Consider the following 21,628-nt stretch of genomic DNA (forward strand, 5'->3'; position numbering starts at 1 on the left):
TTCCTGAAATTAATTTAAATACTTTATTAAAGTACCGCAAAATGGCGTTTGATAGAATAAAAATCTGATGAATGTCGCATTTCAGTGTCACGTTTGGTCTTTTTGTTGTCACTATTTTCTAAATTTTAATTAATCGCTTTCTTGGTTATTGGCTAAGATGAATAAAGGGGCGGGATCGCTTAAAATCACAGGAATGTTGAAAAGATATAGTACATTCTTGATCTAAGTGGGTACTGCCCATAAAGTATCAAACTAATATAATAATAATTTAGATGTGAACGAGGTCGATTTGTCACATTTCCAGCAAACTATCTCCGCTTTGATTGAGCGAGTACAAAATGCCCAAGCAAGCGAAGTTCGTTGTGTTGAAGTTCTAACGCAAAAACCATCGTTTGCATTTATTGAATGGCTTCATGCTCAACCGCTCTTTCCTAAGTTCTACTGGCAGTCACGCGACACTCGTGAAGAGGTTGTTGCGCTCGGACAGTTACATACGTTTTCAGACCCGGCACCCGCGTACGCGATTCTTGGTGAAGACCAACGAATCTGGGGGGGACGATCGTTTGACGGGCACACCGCAAAGAACCGTCGCTGCATGGAATCGTTTTTCTTCCTTCCTCAGGTTGAATTAATTCGCTTTGACAATACTTGGTCGCTGGCCGTCAACTTGTCTCCTGATCGCGTTGCTTCTATCAATGCCTTAAATAAGTTATCCGTTGAAGCGGCGATATTGGCGCCTTTGTCTGCCCATATTGAACAGATCAATCACGTTCCAGAAAGAGAGCAGTGGGGCAACCTTGTCGATAAAGTGCTGCAAGGCATTAGCGACGAAGAGTATAAAAAAGTCGTTTTAGCGCGTAAAACCACGCTACAACTCGATGCGCCTATTTGTGCGGCTCAATTACTTAAAGCCAGCTATCTGCAAAATCATCACAGTTTCCACTTTATGTTGGTGCTGGACTCTAAACACAGCTTTATTGGCTCGACGCCAGAGCGCTTATATAGCCGACATGGTACTGAGCTCGATACCGAAGCGCTTGCTGGAACCATTGGTCGTGGAGAGAACGCTACTGAAGATATGGAACTGGCCAACTGGCTTTCTCAAGACAGCAAAAACCTCAATGAGAACCAGTATGTGGTTGACGACATCATTGAGCGTCTCACTCCTCATTCTCAAACGGTCCATGTTGAAAAGGATGCCCGCTTAGTGCGCTTGCGTAAGGTGCAGCATTTGAAGCGCAATATCCATGCTCAACTTAATAATGGTGTTAATGGTGTGCAGTTGCTTGCTGCCTTACAGCCAACTGCAGCGGTAGCGGGTTTGCCACGTAAAGAAGCGATGGATTTCATTCTTGAACACGAACCGTTTGCTCGAGGCTGGTATGCAGGCTCTGTAGGCTATATCAGCCATCAGAGAGCGGAATTCTGCGTGGCGATTCGAAGTGCCTTGATTGTAAACGATCAAGTACAACTGTTTGCTGGAGCAGGGATCGTGCCGGGATCGGTTGCTGAACATGAGTGGCAAGAGCTGAACAAGAAGATGTCGACTTTGCTCAGCCTAATTTCCGATCATCCACCACTTGGTGTGGCGTCATGAATCACGACCAAGCCGTATTAAATAGAGTTTGGTGTCACACATTACTTGAAGAGCTAGCACGCAACGGTGTTGAACATGTTTGTGTTGCACCGGGCTCTCGCTCAACACCGTTAACTCTCGAAGCTGAAGCTAATCCCAAGTTAACCTTACACACGCACTTTGATGAGCGTGGTCTTGGATTTTTGGCTTTAGGTTTAGCTAAGGCGAGTAACAAGCCCGTTGCGGTGATTGTGACATCGGGAACAGCTGTCGCGAACCTTCTTCCTGCGACCGCTGAGTCTGGGTTAACACGAGAGAAGCTGATTTTACTGACTTCAGATCGACCTATCGATTTAGTGGATTGCGGCGCTAATCAAGCGATCCAGCAGCAGGGTATCTTTTCGTCTCATGTTGAAACGGCGCTAAACCTGCCAAGCCCAACCACACAAGTTTCTTTGAACTGGCTGCTAACATCGGTTGATAGTGCGCTTGCGAAACAATGCAATGTTGGCGGCGCGATTCATATCAATTGTCCGTTCCCAGAGCCGCTCTATTCTAAGAACAGTGCTGAAATGTATGCGGATTACACTAAAAGTATCGCAGGGTGGAGCTCATCAGCCAACCCGTATTCTAATACTTGTTTACCCAATCATTTGACTGTACAGCCAGTAGCGCCTGGCGATTACCTAGAGCGTAAAGGTGCCGTGATTATTGGTTCGATTGATAAAGAAGCGGCAACAAAAGCGCAGCAGTTTGCTTCTGCTTTGGGCTGGCTAATCTTCTGTGATCCTCAATCGGGCGTGAACAGTGATTGGAAGCATTATGATCTGTGGTTACAGAGTGACTCAGTTAAAGAGCAACTCAACCAGTGTGATTTTATTCTTCAGTTTGGTGAGCGCATCGTTTCTAAACGATTAAACCAATGGATTAAGTCACAAGCAGCTTGGTTCGATTGCACGCAATATGTAGTGGTTTCACCTGATGCGCACCGTATAAATCAAGATCATCTACCTCAAACTCATATTGTTGCCAATATTGAGTCATGGATAACCGATCAACACCTGCCAACATTGTTAGGCAAACACTCTGGTTGGGCGACGCCTTTAATCGAGGTCGCAAATACCGTTCAGCAACTCGCACTCGCACAAATATCCAATAATGACCAACTGACAGAGTTGAGTGTTGCGGTTGACTTGTCGTCTAGACTTAAAGACAGAGAGTTGTTTGTGGGAAACAGCTTGATGGTAAGGCTGGTGGATATGTTGTCGTCAATATCTGCGAATCGAGTTTACAGCAATCGTGGTGCATCGGGCATTGATGGCTTGGTGGCGACGGCTGCGGGCGTGGTGAAAGCCAACCAGAATCCCTTATTGATGTTGATTGGCGATACTTCTTTGCTTTACGACATCAACTCACTCGCTCTGCTGACTCATAATTTAACGCCGATGGTTATTGTTGTAACCAACAATGATGGTGGTGCGATCTTTGATTTATTGCCGGTGCCAGAGCAGCAGAAACAGTCACTTTATCAAATGCCTCATGGTTTCAGTTTTGAACACGCTGCTGCTCAATTCCAGTTGGGATACGCTGCGCCAGAAACCTTGAATTGCTATCAAACCATTATCGAACAACATTTCGAACAGGGTCAGGGTACCTTGCTCGTGGAAGTTAAGACGCCTCCCGAACAAGCGTCTACTTTGCTGAAACAATTCAGTTCAATGCTCACCGAGGCATTAGCCTAAGGACTTTACATGCTTTACTCCGATTATTACCCAGCTGTACAAGATTCTTCTGACAAACCTTTGCTTGTTTTTTTACATGGTTTACTCGGAAGCGGGGATGATTGGAGTGCATGTCATCCATTCCTCGAGGACTTTCCTCTCCTTTGCATAGATTTACCCGGACACGGACAAAGTCGCTTTATCGATCCGGTAGGGTTTGATCATTGCTGCAAGAAAATTGTCCAGTGCATCACATCTCAACTGGCGCTCAACGATCTTCCTGCTAATTACCCTATCGTGGTGATCGGATATTCTATGGGCGGCAGACTCGCTATGTATGGGGTGACAAGCCCTTGCTTCGAGACGCTTAACCTAGAGAAAGTCATCATTGAAGGTGGCAACTTTGGTTTGGAATGTGATGAAGAAAGAGCACAAAGGTTAGTACATGATACGCAGTGGGCTGTTCGTTTTGCACAGCAGTCGATTGAAGATGTTTTAGACGATTGGTATCAACAAAGCGTCTTTTCTTCACTAAATCATGAGCAAAGACAAACTTTGGTCATAAAGCGTAGTGGTAATCTTGGAGTATCCGTAGCAAATATGTTGTTATCTACTTCGTTAGCTAAGCAACCGGATTTACGTGCCACATTGAAATCTCATGAGCACTTATTGCATTATGTGTGTGGAGAAAAAGACCGTAAATTCATGGAGCTAGCTGATAATAGTGGCTTTGAATATAGTCAGGTGGATTACGCTGGTCATAATGTTCATTTTGAGCAACCAGAACTGTTTTCCAACCTGATAATCCAATGTATCGCCAGTCGTCGTAAATCTGACTGAGCGATTCTCTCGTATCAAGCACTATCAAAAGCAGAGCAACACCGTCACGACTACTCGTTAGTCGTGGTCTCTAATAGAACAATGGGAATCACCATGGCTAAAACAGTAGGCATCACAGAAGAAGAACTTTACGCGGCAGTTAACTGGAGCGATGAAAGCAGTCAATACGAAGATATTCAGTACCACAAGTCTGACGACGGTATTGCAAAAATCACGATTGCGCGTCCTCAAGTCCACAATGCGTTCCGTCCACAAACCGTAAAAGAGATGATCAATGCATTGGCTGATGCTCGTTACGACGAGAAAGTAGGCGTGATCATTTTGACGGGTCTTGGTGAGAAGGCGTTCTGTTCTGGTGGTGACCAAAGTATTCGCGGTGACTACGGCGGCTACCAAGACGATTCAGGTACACATCACCTGAACGTACTGGATTTCCAACGTCAAATTCGTACTTGTCCAAAACCAGTAATCGCAGCGGTATCGGGTTGGGCTGTCGGTGGCGGTCATGTACTTCACATGATGGCAGACCTTACGATTGCTGCTGAAAACGCGCAGTTCGGTCAGACGGGTCCTAAAGTAGGTTCATTCGATGGCGGCTGGGGTGCTTCTTACATGGCTCGTATCGTTGGCCAAAAGAAAGCGCGTGAAATCTGGTTCCTATGCCGTTTCTACGATGCTCAAGAAGCTTTGGACATGGGCTTGGTGAACACGGTTGTGCCTGTCGCTGACCTAGAAAAAGAAACCGTTCGTTGGTGTCGTGAAGTGCTGCAGCACAGCCCAATGGCTCTACGTTGCTTGAAAGCAGCTCTTAATGCTGACTGTGATGGTCAAGCCGGTCTACAAGAGTTGGCTGGTAACGCAACCATGATGTTCTACATGACAGAGGAAGGTCAAGAAGGCCGTAACGCATTCAACGAGAAACGTCGACCGGACTTCGACAAGTTCCCGCGTAACCCATAGTCTTTCTCCTTTTCAAAATGAGTCGCTAATAGCGGCTCGTTTTGTTTTGATGTTCCCCGTTTTTTAGGAAACTTTATGAACTCAGTGAATTCTCAGCGTCACGCTAAACTCTACCGTTATCAATTACCTATGGATAGTGGAGTGGTTCTTCGTGACAATAAGTTGAACGAACGCGTTGGCTATGTCATCCAACTAGAGTGTGACGGTAAAACAGGTTTTGGTGAAGTTGCGCCTCTGCCAGGCTTCAGCCAAGAAGATGCTGAACAAGCCGGTATTCAACTGCAACATGAATTAGAGCTTTGGAGTCACAACAACCCTCAAACGCCTTTTAATGAGCTATATCCTTCTGTTGCCTTCGGTTTTTCGATGGCGATTATGGAATTACGAGGCGAACTCAACACGGAAGGTAACTACCAGGCTGCGCCTTTGTGTACAGGTGATCCAGATGAACTGATCCCTGTACTAAATGAAATGGAAGGCGAGAAGGTTGCAAAAGTGAAAGTCGGCCTCTACGAAGCGATTCGCGATGGCATGCTGGTTAGCTTATTCCTTGAATCGATTCCGGATTTGACTCTAAGGCTTGATGCCAACCGTGCGTGGAAGCCAGAAAAAGCGAAGCAGTTCATTAAGTACATTTCGCCTTCATTACGTCAGCGTATCAGCTTTATTGAAGAACCTTGCCAAAAGCCGGAAGACAGCTTGGCATTTGCTATTGACCACGGCGTAGCGATTGCTTGGGATGAAACACTGCAAGAAGCTGTGCGTAATCCAGAGTTTGATCTTAGCGACCTTACTGGTGTTAAAGCTGTAGTTATCAAGCCAACTCTCATTGGCTCTGTAGAACGTTGTGTGGCAATCATTGAGCGTGCACAACAGCTTGGAATTAAACCTGTATTGAGTTCAAGCATTGAGTCGAGCCTAGGTTTGACTCAGATTGCTCGTCTGGCGCAGCAATATCTGCCAAATGAAGTGCCGGGGCTGGATACGATTGGCTTGTATCAGCAACAGTTGGAAGTTTCATGGCCGGGTTGTCAGCTTCCGGTTTCTACCCTTGAACAGCAGCAATTGATTTGGTCTTCTTAGGCTGTTCGTTTGATTGGCTTAGACACTTTTCAATCTATAACTTGGTTATCTTATGATGCGCCCACAATCTAATTATCACCCACTTTGGGAACAGTGGGCGCAGCAAAAACCACTTCAACCAGCGCTAGTGACTACTCACCGCACTTATACTTGGCAACAAGTGTTTGTGTTGGTGAGTGAGTACCAACAACAGCTATCTCATCAAGGCCTATCTGAAGGTGATGTACTGACGATTGTAGGTAAGAATCAAGCTGAAGTGATCCCTGTTTACCTTGCCGCACTCAATTTAGGTGTGGTTTGTGCGTTTACGATGCCTCAGCCTAGTTTACGCCTGAAGCAAAAGCTCGATTCCTTATATCAAGCAGATCAACAGAGCTACCTTTGGCTTTTGGACAATTATGGAATAGAGCAATCAGAGAGTGCCGATTTGAATACTCAGTTGGTGACCTTGCCTTGCTTAAATGAAGTTAAGGTCGATGGTGATGACAATCGGCTCTCGACATCTCAAGACTCTAACTTCAATCCGAAAAATCTAGCGAGCATCGTATTCACTTCAGGTTCTACTGGAAACCCCAAAGCGGTCGCCCATACACTTGAGCAGCACTTATGTTCTGCGTCTGGGCTACTTGAGGTGTTTCGTTATCAACAAGGTAACACTTGGTTATTGAGTTTACCTATGTACCATGTGTCAGGGTTGGCAATTGTTCATCGTTGGCTGGCTGCGGGTGGCTGCATCAAAATAGGTTCTGGCCAGCTTGAAACCGATATAGAAGGTTGCAGTCATGCCTCATTGGTGGCTACTCAGTTACATCGATTGTTAAAGAGTAAGCAAGCACTTACTTTAACTCATGTACTTTTGGGTGGTAGCTATATTCCAGAGGCGCTTGGCCTTGAAGCTCAGCAAATGGGGATTGAGACTTGGCTTGGTTATGGAATGACGGAAGCAGCCTCAACGGTGACGGCAAAGCCTGTTGATGCTAGCAGCACTGCAGGGTTTGTCCTTAATCATCGCCAGCTAAAAATTGAAGAACAACGCATCTTTATTGGCGGCGAGACGCTCGCTTCTGGTTACTACTATCAAGGCACTTTAACCCCATTAGTGGGTGAGAATGGCTGGTTTGATAGCAAGGATCTTGGGGAGTGGGTTGGTGAGCAAGTGTCGATTATTGGTCGCGCCGACAATCAGTTTATTTCTGGCGGTGAGAATATTCACTGTGAGGAGGTCGAGCGAGTACTTAACCAGCTGCCCGAAGTTAAGCAAGCCTTTATTGTGCCCATAGAAGACAGCGAATTTGGTTTTAGACCAGTTGCTATTGTGGACTGTGATGAAGTTCTAACCAAAGAATGGTTTGCAGAACAGCTACAAGGAAGCCTAGAGCGATTTAAGTTCCCTATTGAGTATTACCGCATGCCTCAACAAGAACAGTTAGGTATTAAGGTATCGAGAGCGGGATTAGCGCAGTGGTTGTTGCAACACCGGCGCTCTAACTAATTGCGTCGGAGGTTTTTTGTTCACTTGGCCTGCAGTTAGTTAATTTAGCAATTAGATAGTTCAAAACAGAATTTATTATCTTTATAACCATCAATCATAATAAGCCATATAAATAACGGATTATAGAATAAGGTCTTATTATGAAAATTGCCCTCATCATTGCGGTTTTGCTGCAGATAGGCCAAGCGGTTACTTCGTCAGGGTTGACTCGCTCGTTGGCTGAACTCACCGCATTTGTGTTGGTTGTGGTACTCGTTTTAATGAAAAGAGAGAGCAAGAAGAGTGATAAGCCCCTGTTTGATTCGTGATTGTTGCAACAAAGAATATTTTTACCACAAACGATAAAGGCAAAGCCCATTTGAGCTTTGCCTTTTTGTTGTGTCATTCGCTAATCTGAGTGTCTAGGTAATCGAGCAACTATCTAGAGCGTTCGCTTGCGGTCTAGGTGAGAGTTAACCACGCCAATGAACCTGTCGAGATCATGACCCACATTGTAATACCAAACATCAATGGTTTCGGTCCTGCTGCTTTTAACTTCTCAACTGAAATACCACAGCCAATTAAGAACAAACACACCACCAGTGCTCGCTTAGACACATCAAAGATTCCTTGATAAACCATCTCAAATTGTGGCAGTAAGTCACTCACTGCGATAGCAGCGCAATAGAAGAAAATGAAGTAGGGAACCGTAATCTTCTTTTGATCGTTCTTGAAGAGCATCGCACTGATTAAAGCGATTGGGATGATCCAAAGTGCCCGAGCGAGCTTCAATGTGGTCGCTGTCGTCAGTGCTTCTTCGCCATACGCTGAAGCTGCGCCGACAACTGAAGACGTATCGTGAATCGCAATAGCTGCCCAAGTACCAAATGTTTGTTGGCTGAGTTCAAGCGCGTGACCAATCATAGGGAATAAGAATAGAGCGACCGAGTTCAACACGAATACAGTGGCTAACGCCAAACCAATCTGTTCATCGTCTGCTTTGATCGCGGGTGCCACTGCTGCTATCGCGCTACCACCACAAATCGCGGTACCAGAAGAGATAAGGTAACCCGTTGTGCGGTCTAGACCCATTCTCTTAGCCAAGAACCAACCAATGACTAATGTACCGATAATCGTCGTTACAATGAGACCAATACCATCGCCTGTTACCGCTAATGCTTTTTCAAACTGAATGCCAAAACCCAAGCCAACAATCGAGTAAGCTAGTAGCTTTTTGGTGAGTTTGCCGACTTCCAAGTGTTCAGGGACTAAACCTAAACTAGCAAGTAGGAAACCGATAACCAGGGCTGTCGGTGAGCTGACCCAAGGCGTTAAGCAAAACAGCGCAGCAAGATAAAACGGAACGGACTTTTTTAGGTTCATTGTATTTAGAGTCTTGTTTTGTAGTGATGTTATTGTAATGAGACCACTATACGTTCAATAAAATGATAAGTAAGTCTAAATGAATTGAACAAACGTTAAGGAAAACTTAACGCTTGTTCAGCTGATATGAATAAAGGGCTGGTTAGCTAGCGTAGAGATCCGCGAAGATTGGACACCGACTGTCGAAGAGTTTCACAAGAGGCTTCTTTAGGTGCAATAGGTTCGCCAGCTTCTATCTCTAATTTGGTCCAGAAGCGAGTGGGTAGCCCTTTGCAGGCACGGCCTTTGTAACGACTAAAGTAGCTTCCCCATAATCCTTTTAGAGCCATAGGGATCACAGGGACAGGGGAGCGTTTGATAATTAGCTCCATACCACGCATGAACTCAGCCACTTCGCCATCAGAGGTTAGCTTTCCTTCTGGGAAAATACACACGATGTGGCCTTCATGCAGGGCTCGCTCTACTTCTTTAAAAGCGTTTCGTATCGAACTGCGGTTGGTTGCTGAGATTGGAATCACCCCAGCTCTTTTCAAGAAACGTCGAATCGGCGGCAACTTGGTGTATTCCTCTTCCATCACGAAACGGATAAGACGAGGGCAAACCGCACTCAGCAGCAGTGCATCCATATAACTTACATGATTGCAGACAATTAACGCACCGCCTTTTTCTGGCAGGTGATGTAAGTTTTTATGCCTGACTCGGTACATGGTGTGAGTGACCACCCACGTAAAGAAGCGGAAAGCGTAGATAGGAACCTGATAAAACAGGTACAGCATCACCAAAGTGTTGCCCAACGCGAGCAACACAAACAGCTGTGGAATTGAAAGCTCTAGAACACTGAGGCAAACAATACCTAAAACCGCACTTCCCACCATGAACAGTGAGTTATAAATATTGAGCCCGGCAATCACTTGGGCACGCTCATCTGGCTTGGCACGTAGCTGCATCAGTGAATACAGAGGAACAATAAAGATACCGCCAGAGATCCCCAATAGCAGAAGGTAAGCAAAGAGTGGCCATAGTTCTGAATAGGTTACGAATTGATGAAAAGAGCTAAAGTGAGGCAAAGACTCCGGGATGGATATCGCCATCAAAAGACCGAAGATCGAGATACCTAAGCTGCCCATTGGCACGATGCCAATCTCAATGCGGTGATTAGATAACTTATCGCAAGCCAAAGAGCCGATCGCGATACCTACTGAGAACAGTGCCAGTAAAAAGGCGACTGAGCTTTCAGTGCCGTTTAGGTGTAGTTTAGTGAAGTTTGGAAATTGAGTCAGGTAAGCTGCACCAAGGAACCAGAACCAGCTTATAGACATCAGTGCTTGAAAGGTTGGGCGGTCTTTTTTGGCAATCGCCAGTGTTGCACGGGTGAGCTTTACAGGTTGCCACTTTACTTTCAGGTCTGGTGCATTACTTGGCGCTTGTGGAATAAAGCAGCTTGATACATAGCCAAGCACGGCGAACGAAACAATACACACTGCGGCAATGAGCTTTGCGCCTTCTTCAGATGCAATGATGCCTGCGCCTAGAGTACCGATCAGGATCGCTAAGAATGTACCTGTTTCGACGAGAGCATTACCAGATACCAGTTCTTTTGTTTCTAACTGTTGTGGAAGCAGGGCGTATTTCACTGGGCCAAAGAAAGCACTCTGCGTTCCCATAAGGAACAGAAGCAGAAGTAATATTCCGTAGCTTTCATAGATAAATCCGATCGCACCCAGTGACATGATCACCACTTCAAGGAGCTTAACTTTACGGATAAACCACGATTTTTCGTATTTATCAGCCAGTACACCGGCTAAAGCTGAGAATAGGAAGAAGGGCAGAATAAACAGGCCAGCGGCCAAATTAATGAATAGATTGCTAGAAATAGGCAGCGTGTCTACGCTTGCGAAAGCAACAAACAGTAACAGGACATTTTTGAATATGTTGTCGTTAAAGGCTCCTAGAAATTGGGTAATAAAGTAGGGTAGGAACCTTTTTTGCGTTAACAGCGAAGATTGGCTGCTGTTGTTCATTGTCTTTCCTTGGATGATTACCAGTTGGTTAAGTAGTTTGAGACTAGGTTATTGATCAACTCTTTACCATCGATTGGCTCAGCGGCGAAAAATTTATCATCAACGCTGAGTAGAGTAATTCCATGTACTCCAGACCATAATACACGGCTAGCTTTAACGACTTCGCTTTTAGTATGTTCAGGGGCAATAGCTATTAATAGTTGCTCTAGCATACCTGTCATTCTATCGATGCGGTTTGATTGCCATTCAGGAAGGTTTTCACCGTTCATGTTGTGCTCAAAGATAAGCTGCCAACGGTGAGGGTGTTTTTGTGCAAAATCGTGGTAACAGTATGCAAGGTTGAATAGAGCTTGTTGAGGGTTGCTCGATTGTTCAACCGCTGCAGCAGATTCTGACGCCAGTTCATCTAATGTTTGAGCGACCACATGTAATAGCAATAGGTTGTAGTTACCAAATACATTCACCAAGGTACTTGGAACGTAACCAATCATATTGGCGATTTTACGTAGACTTAACTCGTGATAAGAGTGCTCTTCTAAGAAGTCGGTCACCGTTTTTAAGGTTAATTGCACTAATTGTTCGCGAGTATGATCGTTTCGTCTTGCCATGGGTACTTTCTATTAAATGAACATCGTTCAATATTTTAATGCTGCCCCAGAGTGCCGTCAATCCCTTCGCTAGTTCAGTAATCAATTAATGGCCGCAATATTATGATACATGTGTAAAGGCCGTGAATATTTCATTGTTCTTTGTTAACGAGTATGATTAAGGTGTCGAAAGATAAAGAACCCTATAAAGGATAATAATGAAACGATTTTTCTCACTAGTCGCGATCCTGTTGGTAACAGTCGCGGTGACGCCAATCGCGGAAGCGAAAAAGTTTGGTGGTGGTAAGTCATTTGGCAAAAGCTTTAAAACGGCTCCAGCACCAAAACAACAAAACACGAATTCGATCCGACAAGATCAAACGGGTAAGAACACAGCAGCTAACTCTAGCAAGAAAGGCCTTATGGGCGGTCTACTAGGTGGTTTACTTGCTGGTGGTCTTTTAGCAGCATTCTTTGGTGGCGCATTTGAAGGTATCCAGTTTATGGATATTCTTATCATGGGTCTGATTGCGTTCCTAGCGTTTAAATTCCTACGTGGAATGTTGGGTGCGAAGCAGGGCTCAATGAATCAGCAGAATGCACGTGGCCAGCAGCCAGCATTCGGCGGAATGGGTCAGAACAAGTTTGAACAACCTAAGCAGCAACCAAACGTTCATAACTTCGAACAAGCACAGCCTCGATCACAAGGCGCTGCTGGTGGTTTCGGTTTTGGTGCACAAAGCGATGTTCCACATAACTACCCACCAGGCTTTGATCAAGCGGCATTCATCAATGGCTCTCGTGAGCACTACCGTACACTGCAAGGTGCATGGAACCACAACGAGCTAAACACGATTGAAGAGTACGTGTCTCCAAGCCTATTTGAAGATCTAAAAGTTGAGCGTAATAAGCTGGACGGTGATCAGCACACAGACGTAATGTACGTTGATGCTGAAATCGTTCGCGCAGACCATGATGGTAGCAAAGCGCAGCTAAGCCTTCAGTTTAGCGGTCGCTACCGTGATACAGCGGACGGCATTGAAGAAGATATCACTGATATCTGGCACTTAGAGCGTGATTTAACGACTCAAAATGCACCGTGGTTAATTGTTGGTATTCAAGGTTAATCTCGATAGTTAACTAAAAATGAGTTAACTTAACATTACTTTGATTATTGAAAGCCCTTACGGAGAAATCTGTAGGGGCTTTTTTGTGTCCGGTTGTTTGGAACTGTAAATTCTAAGAAGGGCGTTTGCCTTCGGCTTACAGAAGATGCGGTTCTTTAGATATTCGCGTTGCTAGAAAACAGTACCATCACGACAATTATTTAGAGTGATACTTTGTGCTAACAGTGAGTTAGGCTGAACGCAAGTTACTCATTTTACTTGGATATTCAATCGAGGCTATCTAACCAAGATAGAGGTATTAATCGTGACGACTGAGTTTTTCGTGCCGATACTAGAACCTGAAACATCACTACAGCAGAAACAACAAATAGCGGACGAGTGTGAGGAGCATGTATCTACAAACTGCTTAGGTTGCGCTGCTTACTTGGTATGTGGACGCCACATGGAAGCCTGGAGAGACTGAGCGCTCAATGATCTTTAAGAGATTCAATCTTGTTGTGAGATCTACGGATAGAAGTTTGAAGTGTTGAACTTAGACAGAAGCGGTTTCAACTTCTGTCTTGATAAAACAGGGTTTTTCAATAACGCGTTCAGAAACGAAAAAAGCCAACTCAATGAGTTGGCTTTTCGATTTTCCAATTAAGGAGAATATGGTGGAGGGAGACGGATTCGAACCATCGAAGGCAGTGCCGGCAGATTTACAGTCTGCTCCCTTTGGCCACTCGGGAACCCCTCCAGGGTGTGTCTTACTTTTCACAAAGTAAGCCTAAATTGATGTTTTCCCATAAGCCCATCAACTAGGTTGTTCTCTTAACTCTCGAAAGAGGTAAGAAGAATATGGTGGAGGGAGACGGATTCGAACCATCGAAGGCAGTGCCGGCAGATTTACAGTCTGCTCCCTTTGGCCACTCGGGAACCCCTCCAGGGTGTGTCTTACTTTTCACAAAGTAAGCCTAAATTGATGTTTTCCCATAAGCCCATCAATTAGGTTGTTCTCTTAACTCTTAAAAGAGGTAAGAAGAATATGGTGGAGGGAGACGGATTCGAACCATCGAAGGCAGTGCCGGCAGATTTACAGTCTGCTCCCTTTGGCCACTCGGGAACCCCTCCAGGGTGTGTCTTACTCTTCACAAAGTAAGCCTAAATTGATGTTTTCCCATAAGCCCATCAACTAGGTTGTTCTCTTAACTCTTAAAAGAGGTAAGAAGAATATGGTGGAGGGAGACGGATTCGAACCATCGAAGGCAGTGCCGGCAGATTTACAGTCTGCTCCCTTTGGCCACTCGGGAACCCCTCCAGGGTGTGTCTTACTCTTCACAAAGTAAGCCTAAATTGATGTTTTCCCATAAGCCCATCAACTAGGTTGTTCTCTTAACTCTCAAAGGAGGTAAGAAGAATATGGTGGAGGGAGACGGATTCGAACCATCGAAGGCAGTGCCGGCAGATTTACAGTCTGCTCCCTTTGGCCACTCGGGAACCCCTCCAGGGTGTGTCTTACTCTTCACAAAGTAAGCCTAAATTGATGTTTTCCCATAAGCCCATCAACTAGGTTGTTCTCTTAACTCTCAAAGGAGGTAAGAAGAATATGGTGGAGGGAGACGGATTCGAACCATCGAAGGCAGTGCCGGCAGATTTACAGTCTGCTCCCTTTGGCCACTCGGGAACCCCTCCAGGGTGTGTCTTACTCTTCACAAAGTAAGCCTAAATTGATGTTTTCCCATAAGCCCATCAATCAGGTTGTTCTCTTAACTCTTAAAAGAGGTAAGAAGAAATATGGTGGAGGGAGACGGATTCGAACCATCGAAGGCAGTGCCGGCAGATTTACAGTCTGCTCCCTTTGGCCACTCGGGAACCCCTCCAGGGTGATTTTTCCTAACTCATAATGGATAGGCTAAAGAGATGTTTTTCCCAACGCATCTCTCAAGTGCGGAGCGCATCATAGCAAACACGCTAAACCTGTAAAGGGTTTTTCTTATGGTTTTGTGTTAAATGCTGCCTTTTTGGGCAAAGATGGCGAAAAGTACGCATATTGCTCGTGAAGTGAACATCTGTACTAAGGTTTACGTACTGATAGATAACACCTTGAGGTAATTGGCTTTCTGTATTCTATTCATTGTGTCTAGAACGTGATGAAACGTAAATGGAATTTAATCTAGATTTACACTTCTTGACGTTACAGCATTCATCAGTTGATAGAATACGGTTAATTTCATTTATAGATAATAATACCAATCGTAGTAAGTAACTTGTCATTCTAGCTTGTTAAAATGCTCGATAACTGCGTTAGAATTTTTGATTGTAGGATAACTACTTATCTAAAATGCTGCCTTGTTCTCAAGCCTTTTCCCTACGCTATTTTTGACCACTGACTCACTGTGATTGGTATAAACCTTACTTGCAGACCATTATTATGAAGCATAAATCTGTTTTAACCCTGCTTAGCTTGTCTATTCTTTTGGCGTCTCCAGCCGCACTTGCTAAACGTATGGGCCCTAGCACTGTCACTGTTGTTACTGAGCAAGTTGATATCCACCAAGTTAGTCAATCTCTTTCTTTGGTCGGTAAGTTAGAAGCTGAGCAATCTGTCATGATTACTTCTGAAGTGGCTGGCAGAGTGGACTCTATCAACATCAAGGCCAATCAAGATGTCACCAAAGGGCAGATGTTGGTCCAGCTCGACGATGATAAAGCGAAAGCGGCGGTTGCAGAGGCGCAAGCGTATTTAAAAGATGAGAAACGTAAGCTAGCGGAATTCCAACGACTAGTGAAACGCAACGCGATCACGCAAACTGAAATTGACGCTCAGAAAACTAATGTAGAGATCGCCAATGCTCGCCTAGCTGCTGCGAATGCTAATCTTAAAGACTTACACATTAGCGCGCCTTTTTCTGGCACGGTCGGCTTTATCGACTTTAGCCGCGGTAAAATGGTGACAGCAGGTACTGAACTAGTGACCTTAGATGACCTTTCAGTAATGCAGTTAGACCTCCAGATCCCTGAGCGTTATCTTTCCAAGCTATCTAAAGGCATGAAAGTGACGGCTCGCACCAGTGCATGGGGAGATACTCAGTTCACTGGCACTGTAGTGGGCATTGATTCTCGTATTAACGCTGAAACCTTGAACCTTCGAGTTCGAATTCACTTCGACAACAATAATGATTACTTAAAGCCGGGCATGTTAGTGGCAGCTGATATGGACTTTCCACCAGTGGAAGCACCCATTATTCCAGTTCAAGCACTTGAATACTCAGGTACTAAACGTTTTGTTTATGTCATTGGCGAAGATAACAAGGCGACACGAACCGAAGTATTCCTTGGTGCTCGTATCGACAACGAAGTTGTGATTGAAAAGGGCATCGAAATTGGTCAGAAAATTGTGGTGCAGGGCATAGTGAATATGCGTGATGGTGTTCAAGTTCAAGAACTGACCGTCAATCGCCCTGCTGAGTCAGCAAACGAGAAAGCAACACAAGAAGGCGCTAACTAATGTTGTTATCTGATGTTTCTGTAAAGAGACCAGTAGCGGCTGTCGTATTGAGCTTGCTGTTGGTGGTGTTTGGTATTGTTTCGTTTAATAAGCTTGCTGTTCGTGAGATGCCAGATATTGAAAGTCCGGTGGTATCCATCAGTACTCGTTATGAGGGTGCTTCGGCTACCATCATTGAGAGCCAAATAACCTCCAACCTCGAAGATCAGTTATCCGGCATCAGTGGTATCGATGAGATCGAGTCCACTACCCGTAACGGTATGTCGCGTATCACGATTACTTTTGAGCTTGGTTACGATCTCAATACTGGTGTGAGTGATGTTCGTGATGCGGTAGCTCGTGCACAGCGCTCATTGCCAGATGAAGCCGACGACCCAATTGTTTATAAGAACAATGGTAGTGGTGAAGCCTCGGTCTACATCAACTTAAGTTCGACAGAGATGGATCGAACGCAGCTAACCGATTACACCGAACGTGTGTTGATCGACCGCTTTAGTTTGATCTCTGGTGTGAGCTCGGTGGATATTTCAGGTGGCTTGTACAAAGTCATGTACGTCAAGCTAAAACCGGCTCAGATGGCTGGTCGCGGTGTTACTACCTCGGACATCACTTCTGCGTTGAACAGTGAGAACATTGAAAGCCCAGGTGGTGAAGTACGTAACGATGCAATTGTGATGTCGGTTCGTACCGCTCGTTCTTACACTGAAGCGGAAGATTTCGAATACTTGGTGGTAAAACGCGCTTCTGATAACACACCTATCTACTTAAAAGACGTAGCGGATGTTTACATTGGCGCAGAAAACGAGAACTCGACCTTTAAGAGTGACGGCGTTGTTAACGTAAGTATGGGTATTGTGCCTCAGTCAGATGCGAACCCACTGGAGGTGGCTGACTTAGTCCATAAAGAAGTCGAAGCAATTCAAAAGTTCTTGCCAGATGGTACTCGTTTGGCTGTCGACTACGACTCAACTGTGTTTATCGACCGTTCAATCTCAGAAGTTTACAGCACGCTCTTTATCACGGGTGGCTTGGTTATCCTTGTGCTTTACATCTTTATTGGTCAAGCACGTGCAACGCTTATTCCTGCGGTGACCGTACCTGTATCTCTGATCTCGTCGTTTATTGCGGCTTACTACTTCGGTTTCTCTATTAACCTGATTACTCTGATGGCACTTATCCTGTCGATTGGTTTGGTGGTAGATGATGCGATCGTAGTGGTTGAGAATATTTTCCACCACATTGAACGTGGTGAGTCACCACTGCTTGCTGCCTATAAAGGTACTCGTGAAGTAGGCTTCGCGGTAATCGCAACGACGCTTGTATTGGTGATGGTATTCCTACCAATCTCTTTCATGGATGGCATGGTTGGACTGTTGTTTACCGAGTTCTCTGTATTGCTCGCTATGTCGGTGATCTTCTCGTCGCTAGTTGCATTAACGTTAACGCCAGTATTAGGCAGTAAAATCCTAAAAGCGAACGTTAAACCAAACCGTTTTAATCTGTTTGTCGAGCGCGTATTTGGCAAGCTTGAGTCTGGATATCGCTCGGTATTGCGCCGTGCTCTAAATTGGCGTTGGGCAGCTCCAATTATCATTATCGCGTGTATGGGCGGTAGTTATGGCTTGATGCAACAAGTGCCGTCGCAACTGACGCCGCAAGAAGACCGTGGTGTTATCTTTGCGTTTGTTCGTGGTGCCGATGCAACCAGTTACAACCGTATGTCTGCCAACATGGACATCGTTGAAGAGCGTCTAATGCCATTGCTTGGTCAAGGTTTCTTGAAGTCATTCAGCATTCAATCACCAGCATTTGGTGGCAATGCCGGCGACCAAACGGGCTTCGTTATCATGATCCTCGAAGATTGGGACGAGCGTGACGTGACCGCGCAAGAAGCACTTAATGAAGTTCGTAAGTCACTAGCTGGTATTCCAGATGTGCGCGTATTCCCTTTCATGCCGGGCTTTAAAGGTGGTTCAAGTGAGCCAGTACAGTTCGTACTTGGCGGTTCTGATTACACTGAACTTCAAAAGTGGGCAGAGCTCTTAAAGCAAGCCGCTGAAGACTCTCCAATGATGGAAGGTGCGGACATCGATTACTCTGAGAAAACACCAGAGCTATTGGTAACTGTAGACAAACAGCGTGCAGCAGAGCTAGGTGTTAGCGTTTCAGACATCTCAGATACCTTAGAAATCATGCTTGGCGGACGCAGTGAAACCACCTTCGTTGACCGTGGTGAAGAGTACGATGTTTACCTGCGTGGTGATGAGAACAGCTTCAACAACGCCAACGATTTAAGCCAAATCTACATGCGAACTCAGTCAGGCGAGCTTGTAACGCTTGATACACTGACACACATTGAAGAAGTGGCATCATCGATTCGTTTGTCGCACTACAACAAGCAAAAGTCGGTGACCATCAAAGCTAACCTAATGGAAGGTTACACACTGGGTGATGCTCTGGATTTCCTTGATGAGCAAGCGATTGAACAGCTACCGGGTGACATCTCTGTGAGCTACTCAGGTGAGTCTAAAGACTTCAAAGAGAACCAATCAAGCATCTTAGTGGTGTTTGCGTTAGCGATGTTAGTTGCGTACTTGGTACTTGCAGCGCAGTTTGAGAGCTTCATTAACCCGCTGGTGGTGATGTTCACCGTACCTATGGGCATCTTTGGTGGCTTCTTAGGTCTGGTGCTGATGAGTCAAGGCCTCAATGTCTACAGCCAGATTGGTATGATCATGTTGATCGGTATGGTAACCAAAAACGGTATCTTGATCGTTGAGTTTGCTAACCAACTTCGTGACCGTGGTATTGAGTTTGAAAAGGCGATCATTGATGCTTCGGCTCGACGCTTACGTCCAATCATGATGACGGCGTTTACCACACTAGCAGGTGCTATTCCATTGATTACTTCAACGGGCGCAGGCTATGAAAGCCGAGTCGCTGTGGGTACGGTTATCTTCTTCGGTATGGGCTTTGCGACACTGGTCACTCTGTTCGTAATCCCTGCGATGTACCGACTGATTTCTGGCTCAACACGCTCTCCGGGTCACGTCGAAGCGGTGCTCAATAAAGAGCTTAGCCATGACAACGTGGGAAGAACCAGTCACGGTTAATGAACACGGAATAGTGTAACAATATTGAAAAGCCTGCGTTTGCTCCTAGCGAATTGCAGGCTTTTTTTGTATAACAAACAGAGCTCAACGAACTAATACAATAAATCGAATAAAGGAAAGTAAAGTGGCTGAATTTAAATACAAAGATCTTTCTCAAGAAGAACAAGACAAGCTTGATGCAGCAACCTTTCGTCGCCTGCTAGCACACTTGGATGATAACAAAGATGTGCAGAACATCGACTTGATGATCTTGGCGGGTTTCTGCCGTAACTGTTTCAGCAAGTGGTACAAAGCAGAAGCTGAGCAACAAGGCCTAGACTTGGATATCGATGACGCTCGTGAGCGCATATATGGCATGACTTACGATGAGTGGAAACAAAACCATCAACCAAAAGCGACGCCTGAACAACTAGCGGCATTTGAAGCGAAGCAGAAGCCAGAGTAATTTGTTGTCGTTAGTGATTGATTAACAGAACAAAAAAAGAGCCCATCAAGGGCTCTTTTCAATTTTGGTGTCGGTGCTTATCCTGTGGTTAAGCCAACTCACCTGTTTGCGAGAAAGCTTCCAACTTCGCTGCGTAAGGCTGTAGGTCACCGATATTCAGATTTACCCACTCGTCATTGAAGTAAGTGTCTAGGTAACGTTCGCCGCTGTCACATAGCAAAGTCACGATAGAACCTTTCTCGCCACGCGCTTTCATTTCACTGGCTAGCTGAAGCACACCGTACATGTTAGTACCGGTTGATGCACCAACCTTGCGGCCAAGAATGTCAGATAACCAATGTGTCGTTGCGATACTTGCTGCGTCTGGGATTTTACGCATTTCGTCAACCACACCAGGAATGAAGCTTGGCTCTGCTCGTGGGCGACCAATGCCTTCAATCTTGCTGAACGTACTGCCTTTCACGTTCGCATTGCCGGTTTGGAAGTATTCGTGGAATACAGAGTTCTCAGGGTCGACAACACAAAGCTTAGTTTCATGCTGTTGGTAGCGAATGAAGCGGCCGATAGTTGCAGAAGTACCGCCAGTACCTGGGCTCATTACTACCCAAGCTGGAACTGGGTGATCTTCCATCTGCATTTGATTGAAAATCGAGTTAGCGATGTTGTTGTTACCACGCCAGTCGGTTGCGCGCTCAGCGTAAGTAAATTGGTCCATGTAGTGACCATTCAGCTCTTCTGCTAAACGACGAGACTCATCGTAAATTTCATCTGAGCGGTCAACAAGATGCGCTTGGCCGCCGTAGAATTCAATCTGTTCAATTTTCTTCTTCGCTGTGCATTTTGGCATTACCGCAATAAACGGCAGGCCAAGTAGGCGAGCAAAGTACGCTTCAGATACAGCAGTGCTGCCAGATGAAGATTCAATGATCGTTGTTTCTGGACCAACCCAACCGTTACAGATAGCGTATAAGAATAGAGAACGCGCTAAACGGTGCTTTAAAGAGCCTGTAGGGTGTGTGCTTTCATCTTTAAGGTAGATATCAATGCCTTCGATACTTGGAAGGTCTAACTTGATAAGGTGCGTATCCGCTGAGCGTTGGTAGTCCGCTTCAATTTTACGAATCGCGTTGTTAATCCATTGATGGTCAGTGCACATAAGCGTTCTCCTGATCTTGTGTAGGAATTTCTTGTAATTGGTATGGTTATAATTTAACTAGAATTCGAGAGAAAAACTTTGCCATATTTGCTTTGTTTTGACTAAAATGTAGAAAATTATTCTATTTAAATACGATTTGGTGAAAGTGTGATAGATGCCGTAGATAAAAAGATATTAAGTTTGCTGCAAGAAGACAGCACGCTGTCATTGAACGATATTTCAGAGGCAGTCAACCTAACAACCACGCCCTGTTGGAAAAGACTGAAGCGTCTTGAAGAGAACGGTATTATTGAAAAAAGAGTGGCGTTGCTGAACCCTGAGAAGCTTGATCTTGCTTTTACCGCGTTCGTATTGGTGAAAACAAGCAACCATTCTCATGAGTGGTATGGCCGCTTTGTGAATACTGTGTCGGACTTTCCAGAAGTGATGGAGTTCTATCGAATGGCTGGCGAGTATGATTATATGATGAAGGTTCAGGTTAAAGACATGAAGTGCTTTGATGATTTCTACAAGCGCTTGGTGAATAGTATTGATGGTATATCTAATGTGACCTCGACATTTGCGATGGAACCATTGAAGTACACGACAGCATTGCCGCTTTAAGCTAAATCTAGCGTTACGCTAACTATTTCTCAGTTTAGATATTGCCTCAGCGATA

16 protein-coding genes and 7 tRNA genes are annotated in these 21,628 nt (G+C 45.2%); 12 read left to right on the forward strand and 11 right to left on the reverse strand.

Annotation, left to right across the window (positions count from 1 at the left end; all coding sequences use genetic code 11):
- The first annotated feature begins 289 nt into the window (after nucleotides 1-289).
- The 7 genes from BCU34_RS02995 to BCU34_RS03025 all read left to right on the forward strand — a co-directional run bounded on the left by BCU34_RS02995 (nucleotide 290) and on the right by BCU34_RS03025 (nucleotide 7,980).
- Nucleotides 290-1,597, forward strand: coding sequence for an isochorismate synthase MenF (locus BCU34_RS02995; protein ID WP_102480116.1), 1,308 nt, complete (start codon nucleotides 290-292; stop codon nucleotides 1,595-1,597).
- The gene (menD, locus tag BCU34_RS03000) at nucleotides 1,594-3,318 is read left to right on the forward strand and encodes a 2-succinyl-5-enolpyruvyl-6-hydroxy-3-cyclohexene-1-carboxylic-acid synthase (RefSeq protein ID WP_102530046.1); all 1,725 of its coding nucleotides are present in this window, start codon (nucleotides 1,594-1,596) and stop codon (nucleotides 3,316-3,318) included. Before BCU34_RS02995 ends, menD begins: the two co-directional genes overlap by 4 nt.
- 9 nt (nucleotides 3,319-3,327) lie before the next feature.
- The gene (gene menH, locus BCU34_RS03005) at nucleotides 3,328-4,137 is read left to right on the forward strand and encodes a 2-succinyl-6-hydroxy-2,4-cyclohexadiene-1-carboxylate synthase (RefSeq protein ID WP_102478630.1); all 810 of its coding nucleotides are present in this window, start codon (nucleotides 3,328-3,330) and stop codon (nucleotides 4,135-4,137) included.
- A gap of 93 nt (nucleotides 4,138-4,230) precedes the next feature.
- Nucleotides 4,231-5,097, forward strand: a complete 867-nt coding sequence (gene menB, locus BCU34_RS03010; protein ID WP_017060170.1) for a 1,4-dihydroxy-2-naphthoyl-CoA synthase — start codon at nucleotides 4,231-4,233, stop codon at nucleotides 5,095-5,097.
- Between the two features lie 75 nt (nucleotides 5,098-5,172).
- Entirely contained in the window at nucleotides 5,173-6,180 is a 1,008-nt protein-coding gene (menC, locus tag BCU34_RS03015) for an o-succinylbenzoate synthase (protein WP_102478631.1), read from the forward strand.
- Nucleotides 6,181-6,232: 52 nt separating this feature from the next.
- A complete protein-coding gene (gene menE, locus BCU34_RS03020) occupies nucleotides 6,233-7,672 on the forward strand; it encodes an o-succinylbenzoate--CoA ligase (RefSeq protein WP_102478632.1) in 1,440 nt (479 codons plus the stop codon).
- A gap of 140 nt (nucleotides 7,673-7,812) precedes the next feature.
- Nucleotides 7,813-7,980, forward strand: coding sequence for a hypothetical protein (locus tag BCU34_RS03025; RefSeq protein WP_048664248.1), 168 nt, complete (start codon nucleotides 7,813-7,815; stop codon nucleotides 7,978-7,980).
- Between the two features lie 133 nt (nucleotides 7,981-8,113).
- Here BCU34_RS03025 and BCU34_RS03030 read toward each other — a convergent pair whose 3' ends face one another.
- The 3 genes from BCU34_RS03030 to BCU34_RS03040 form a co-directional block, all read right to left on the reverse strand.
- Nucleotides 8,114-9,034 carry a YeiH family protein gene (locus BCU34_RS03030; RefSeq protein WP_102432826.1) on the reverse strand — a complete coding sequence of 307 codons (921 nt, stop codon included), beginning with the start codon at nucleotides 9,032-9,034 and terminating at the stop codon, nucleotides 8,114-8,116.
- A 146-nt stretch (nucleotides 9,035-9,180) separates the two neighbouring features.
- Nucleotides 9,181-11,055: an MFS transporter gene (locus tag BCU34_RS03035; protein ID WP_102478633.1), complete on the reverse strand. Its 1,875-nt coding sequence runs from the start codon at nucleotides 11,053-11,055 to the stop codon at nucleotides 9,181-9,183.
- 17 nt (nucleotides 11,056-11,072) lie between these two features.
- Nucleotides 11,073-11,663: a TetR/AcrR family transcriptional regulator gene (locus BCU34_RS03040; protein WP_017071712.1), complete on the reverse strand. Its 591-nt coding sequence runs from the start codon at nucleotides 11,661-11,663 to the stop codon at nucleotides 11,073-11,075.
- Nucleotides 11,664-11,860: 197 nt separating this feature from the next.
- Between BCU34_RS03040 and BCU34_RS03045 the strand changes: the two genes are divergently transcribed.
- Nucleotides 11,861-12,769 (forward strand): Tim44 domain-containing protein, encoded by a 909-nt coding sequence (locus tag BCU34_RS03045; protein ID WP_102478634.1) that lies wholly within the window; start codon nucleotides 11,861-11,863, stop codon nucleotides 12,767-12,769.
- Between the two features lie 651 nt (nucleotides 12,770-13,420).
- Here the strand turns inward: BCU34_RS03045 and BCU34_RS03050 are convergent.
- From BCU34_RS03050 to BCU34_RS03080, 7 genes are all read right to left on the reverse strand, one after another.
- A tRNA-Tyr gene (locus tag BCU34_RS03050) sits at nucleotides 13,421-13,505 on the reverse strand.
- 102 nt (nucleotides 13,506-13,607) lie between these two features.
- Nucleotides 13,608-13,692 (reverse strand) — tRNA-Tyr (locus tag BCU34_RS03055).
- Nucleotides 13,693-13,794: 102 nt separating this feature from the next.
- Nucleotides 13,795-13,879: transfer RNA gene (locus BCU34_RS03060), tRNA-Tyr, on the reverse strand.
- A gap of 102 nt (nucleotides 13,880-13,981) precedes the next feature.
- A tRNA-Tyr gene (locus BCU34_RS03065) sits at nucleotides 13,982-14,066 on the reverse strand.
- A 102-nt stretch (nucleotides 14,067-14,168) separates the two neighbouring features.
- A tRNA-Tyr gene (locus tag BCU34_RS03070) sits at nucleotides 14,169-14,253 on the reverse strand.
- Between the two features lie 102 nt (nucleotides 14,254-14,355).
- Nucleotides 14,356-14,440 (reverse strand) — tRNA-Tyr (locus BCU34_RS03075).
- A 103-nt stretch (nucleotides 14,441-14,543) separates the two neighbouring features.
- Nucleotides 14,544-14,628 (reverse strand) — tRNA-Tyr (locus tag BCU34_RS03080).
- 551 nt (nucleotides 14,629-15,179) lie between these two features.
- Here BCU34_RS03080 and BCU34_RS03085 point away from each other — a divergent pair.
- The 3 genes from BCU34_RS03085 to BCU34_RS03095 all read left to right on the forward strand — a co-directional run bounded on the left by BCU34_RS03085 (nucleotide 15,180) and on the right by BCU34_RS03095 (nucleotide 19,814).
- Complete coding sequence (locus tag BCU34_RS03085) at nucleotides 15,180-16,256, forward strand: efflux RND transporter periplasmic adaptor subunit (protein WP_102479528.1); 1,077 nt, start codon at nucleotides 15,180-15,182, stop codon at nucleotides 16,254-16,256.
- Nucleotides 16,256-19,369 carry a vibriobactin export RND transporter permease subunit VexH gene (gene vexH, locus BCU34_RS03090; RefSeq protein ID WP_048658193.1) on the forward strand — a complete coding sequence of 1,038 codons (3,114 nt, stop codon included), beginning with the start codon at nucleotides 16,256-16,258 and terminating at the stop codon, nucleotides 19,367-19,369. Before BCU34_RS03085 ends, vexH begins: the two co-directional genes overlap by 1 nt.
- A gap of 124 nt (nucleotides 19,370-19,493) precedes the next feature.
- The gene (locus BCU34_RS03095) at nucleotides 19,494-19,814 is read left to right on the forward strand and encodes a DUF1244 domain-containing protein (protein ID WP_048658194.1); all 321 of its coding nucleotides are present in this window, start codon (nucleotides 19,494-19,496) and stop codon (nucleotides 19,812-19,814) included.
- 88 nt (nucleotides 19,815-19,902) lie between these two features.
- Here BCU34_RS03095 and BCU34_RS03100 read toward each other — a convergent pair whose 3' ends face one another.
- Entirely contained in the window at nucleotides 19,903-20,970 is a 1,068-nt protein-coding gene (locus tag BCU34_RS03100) for a PLP-dependent cysteine synthase family protein (protein ID WP_057623769.1), read from the reverse strand.
- A 147-nt stretch (nucleotides 20,971-21,117) separates the two neighbouring features.
- Between BCU34_RS03100 and BCU34_RS03105 the strand changes: the two genes are divergently transcribed.
- Nucleotides 21,118-21,573, forward strand: a complete 456-nt coding sequence (locus tag BCU34_RS03105) for an Lrp/AsnC family transcriptional regulator (protein ID WP_029223439.1) — start codon at nucleotides 21,118-21,120, stop codon at nucleotides 21,571-21,573.
- The last annotated feature ends 55 nt before the right edge of the window (nucleotides 21,574-21,628 follow it).

The sequence above is a fragment of the Vibrio sp. 10N.286.45.E10 genome, from assembly GCF_002874195.2.
GTDB lineage: Bacteria > Pseudomonadota > Gammaproteobacteria > Enterobacterales > Vibrionaceae > Vibrio > Vibrio crassostreae.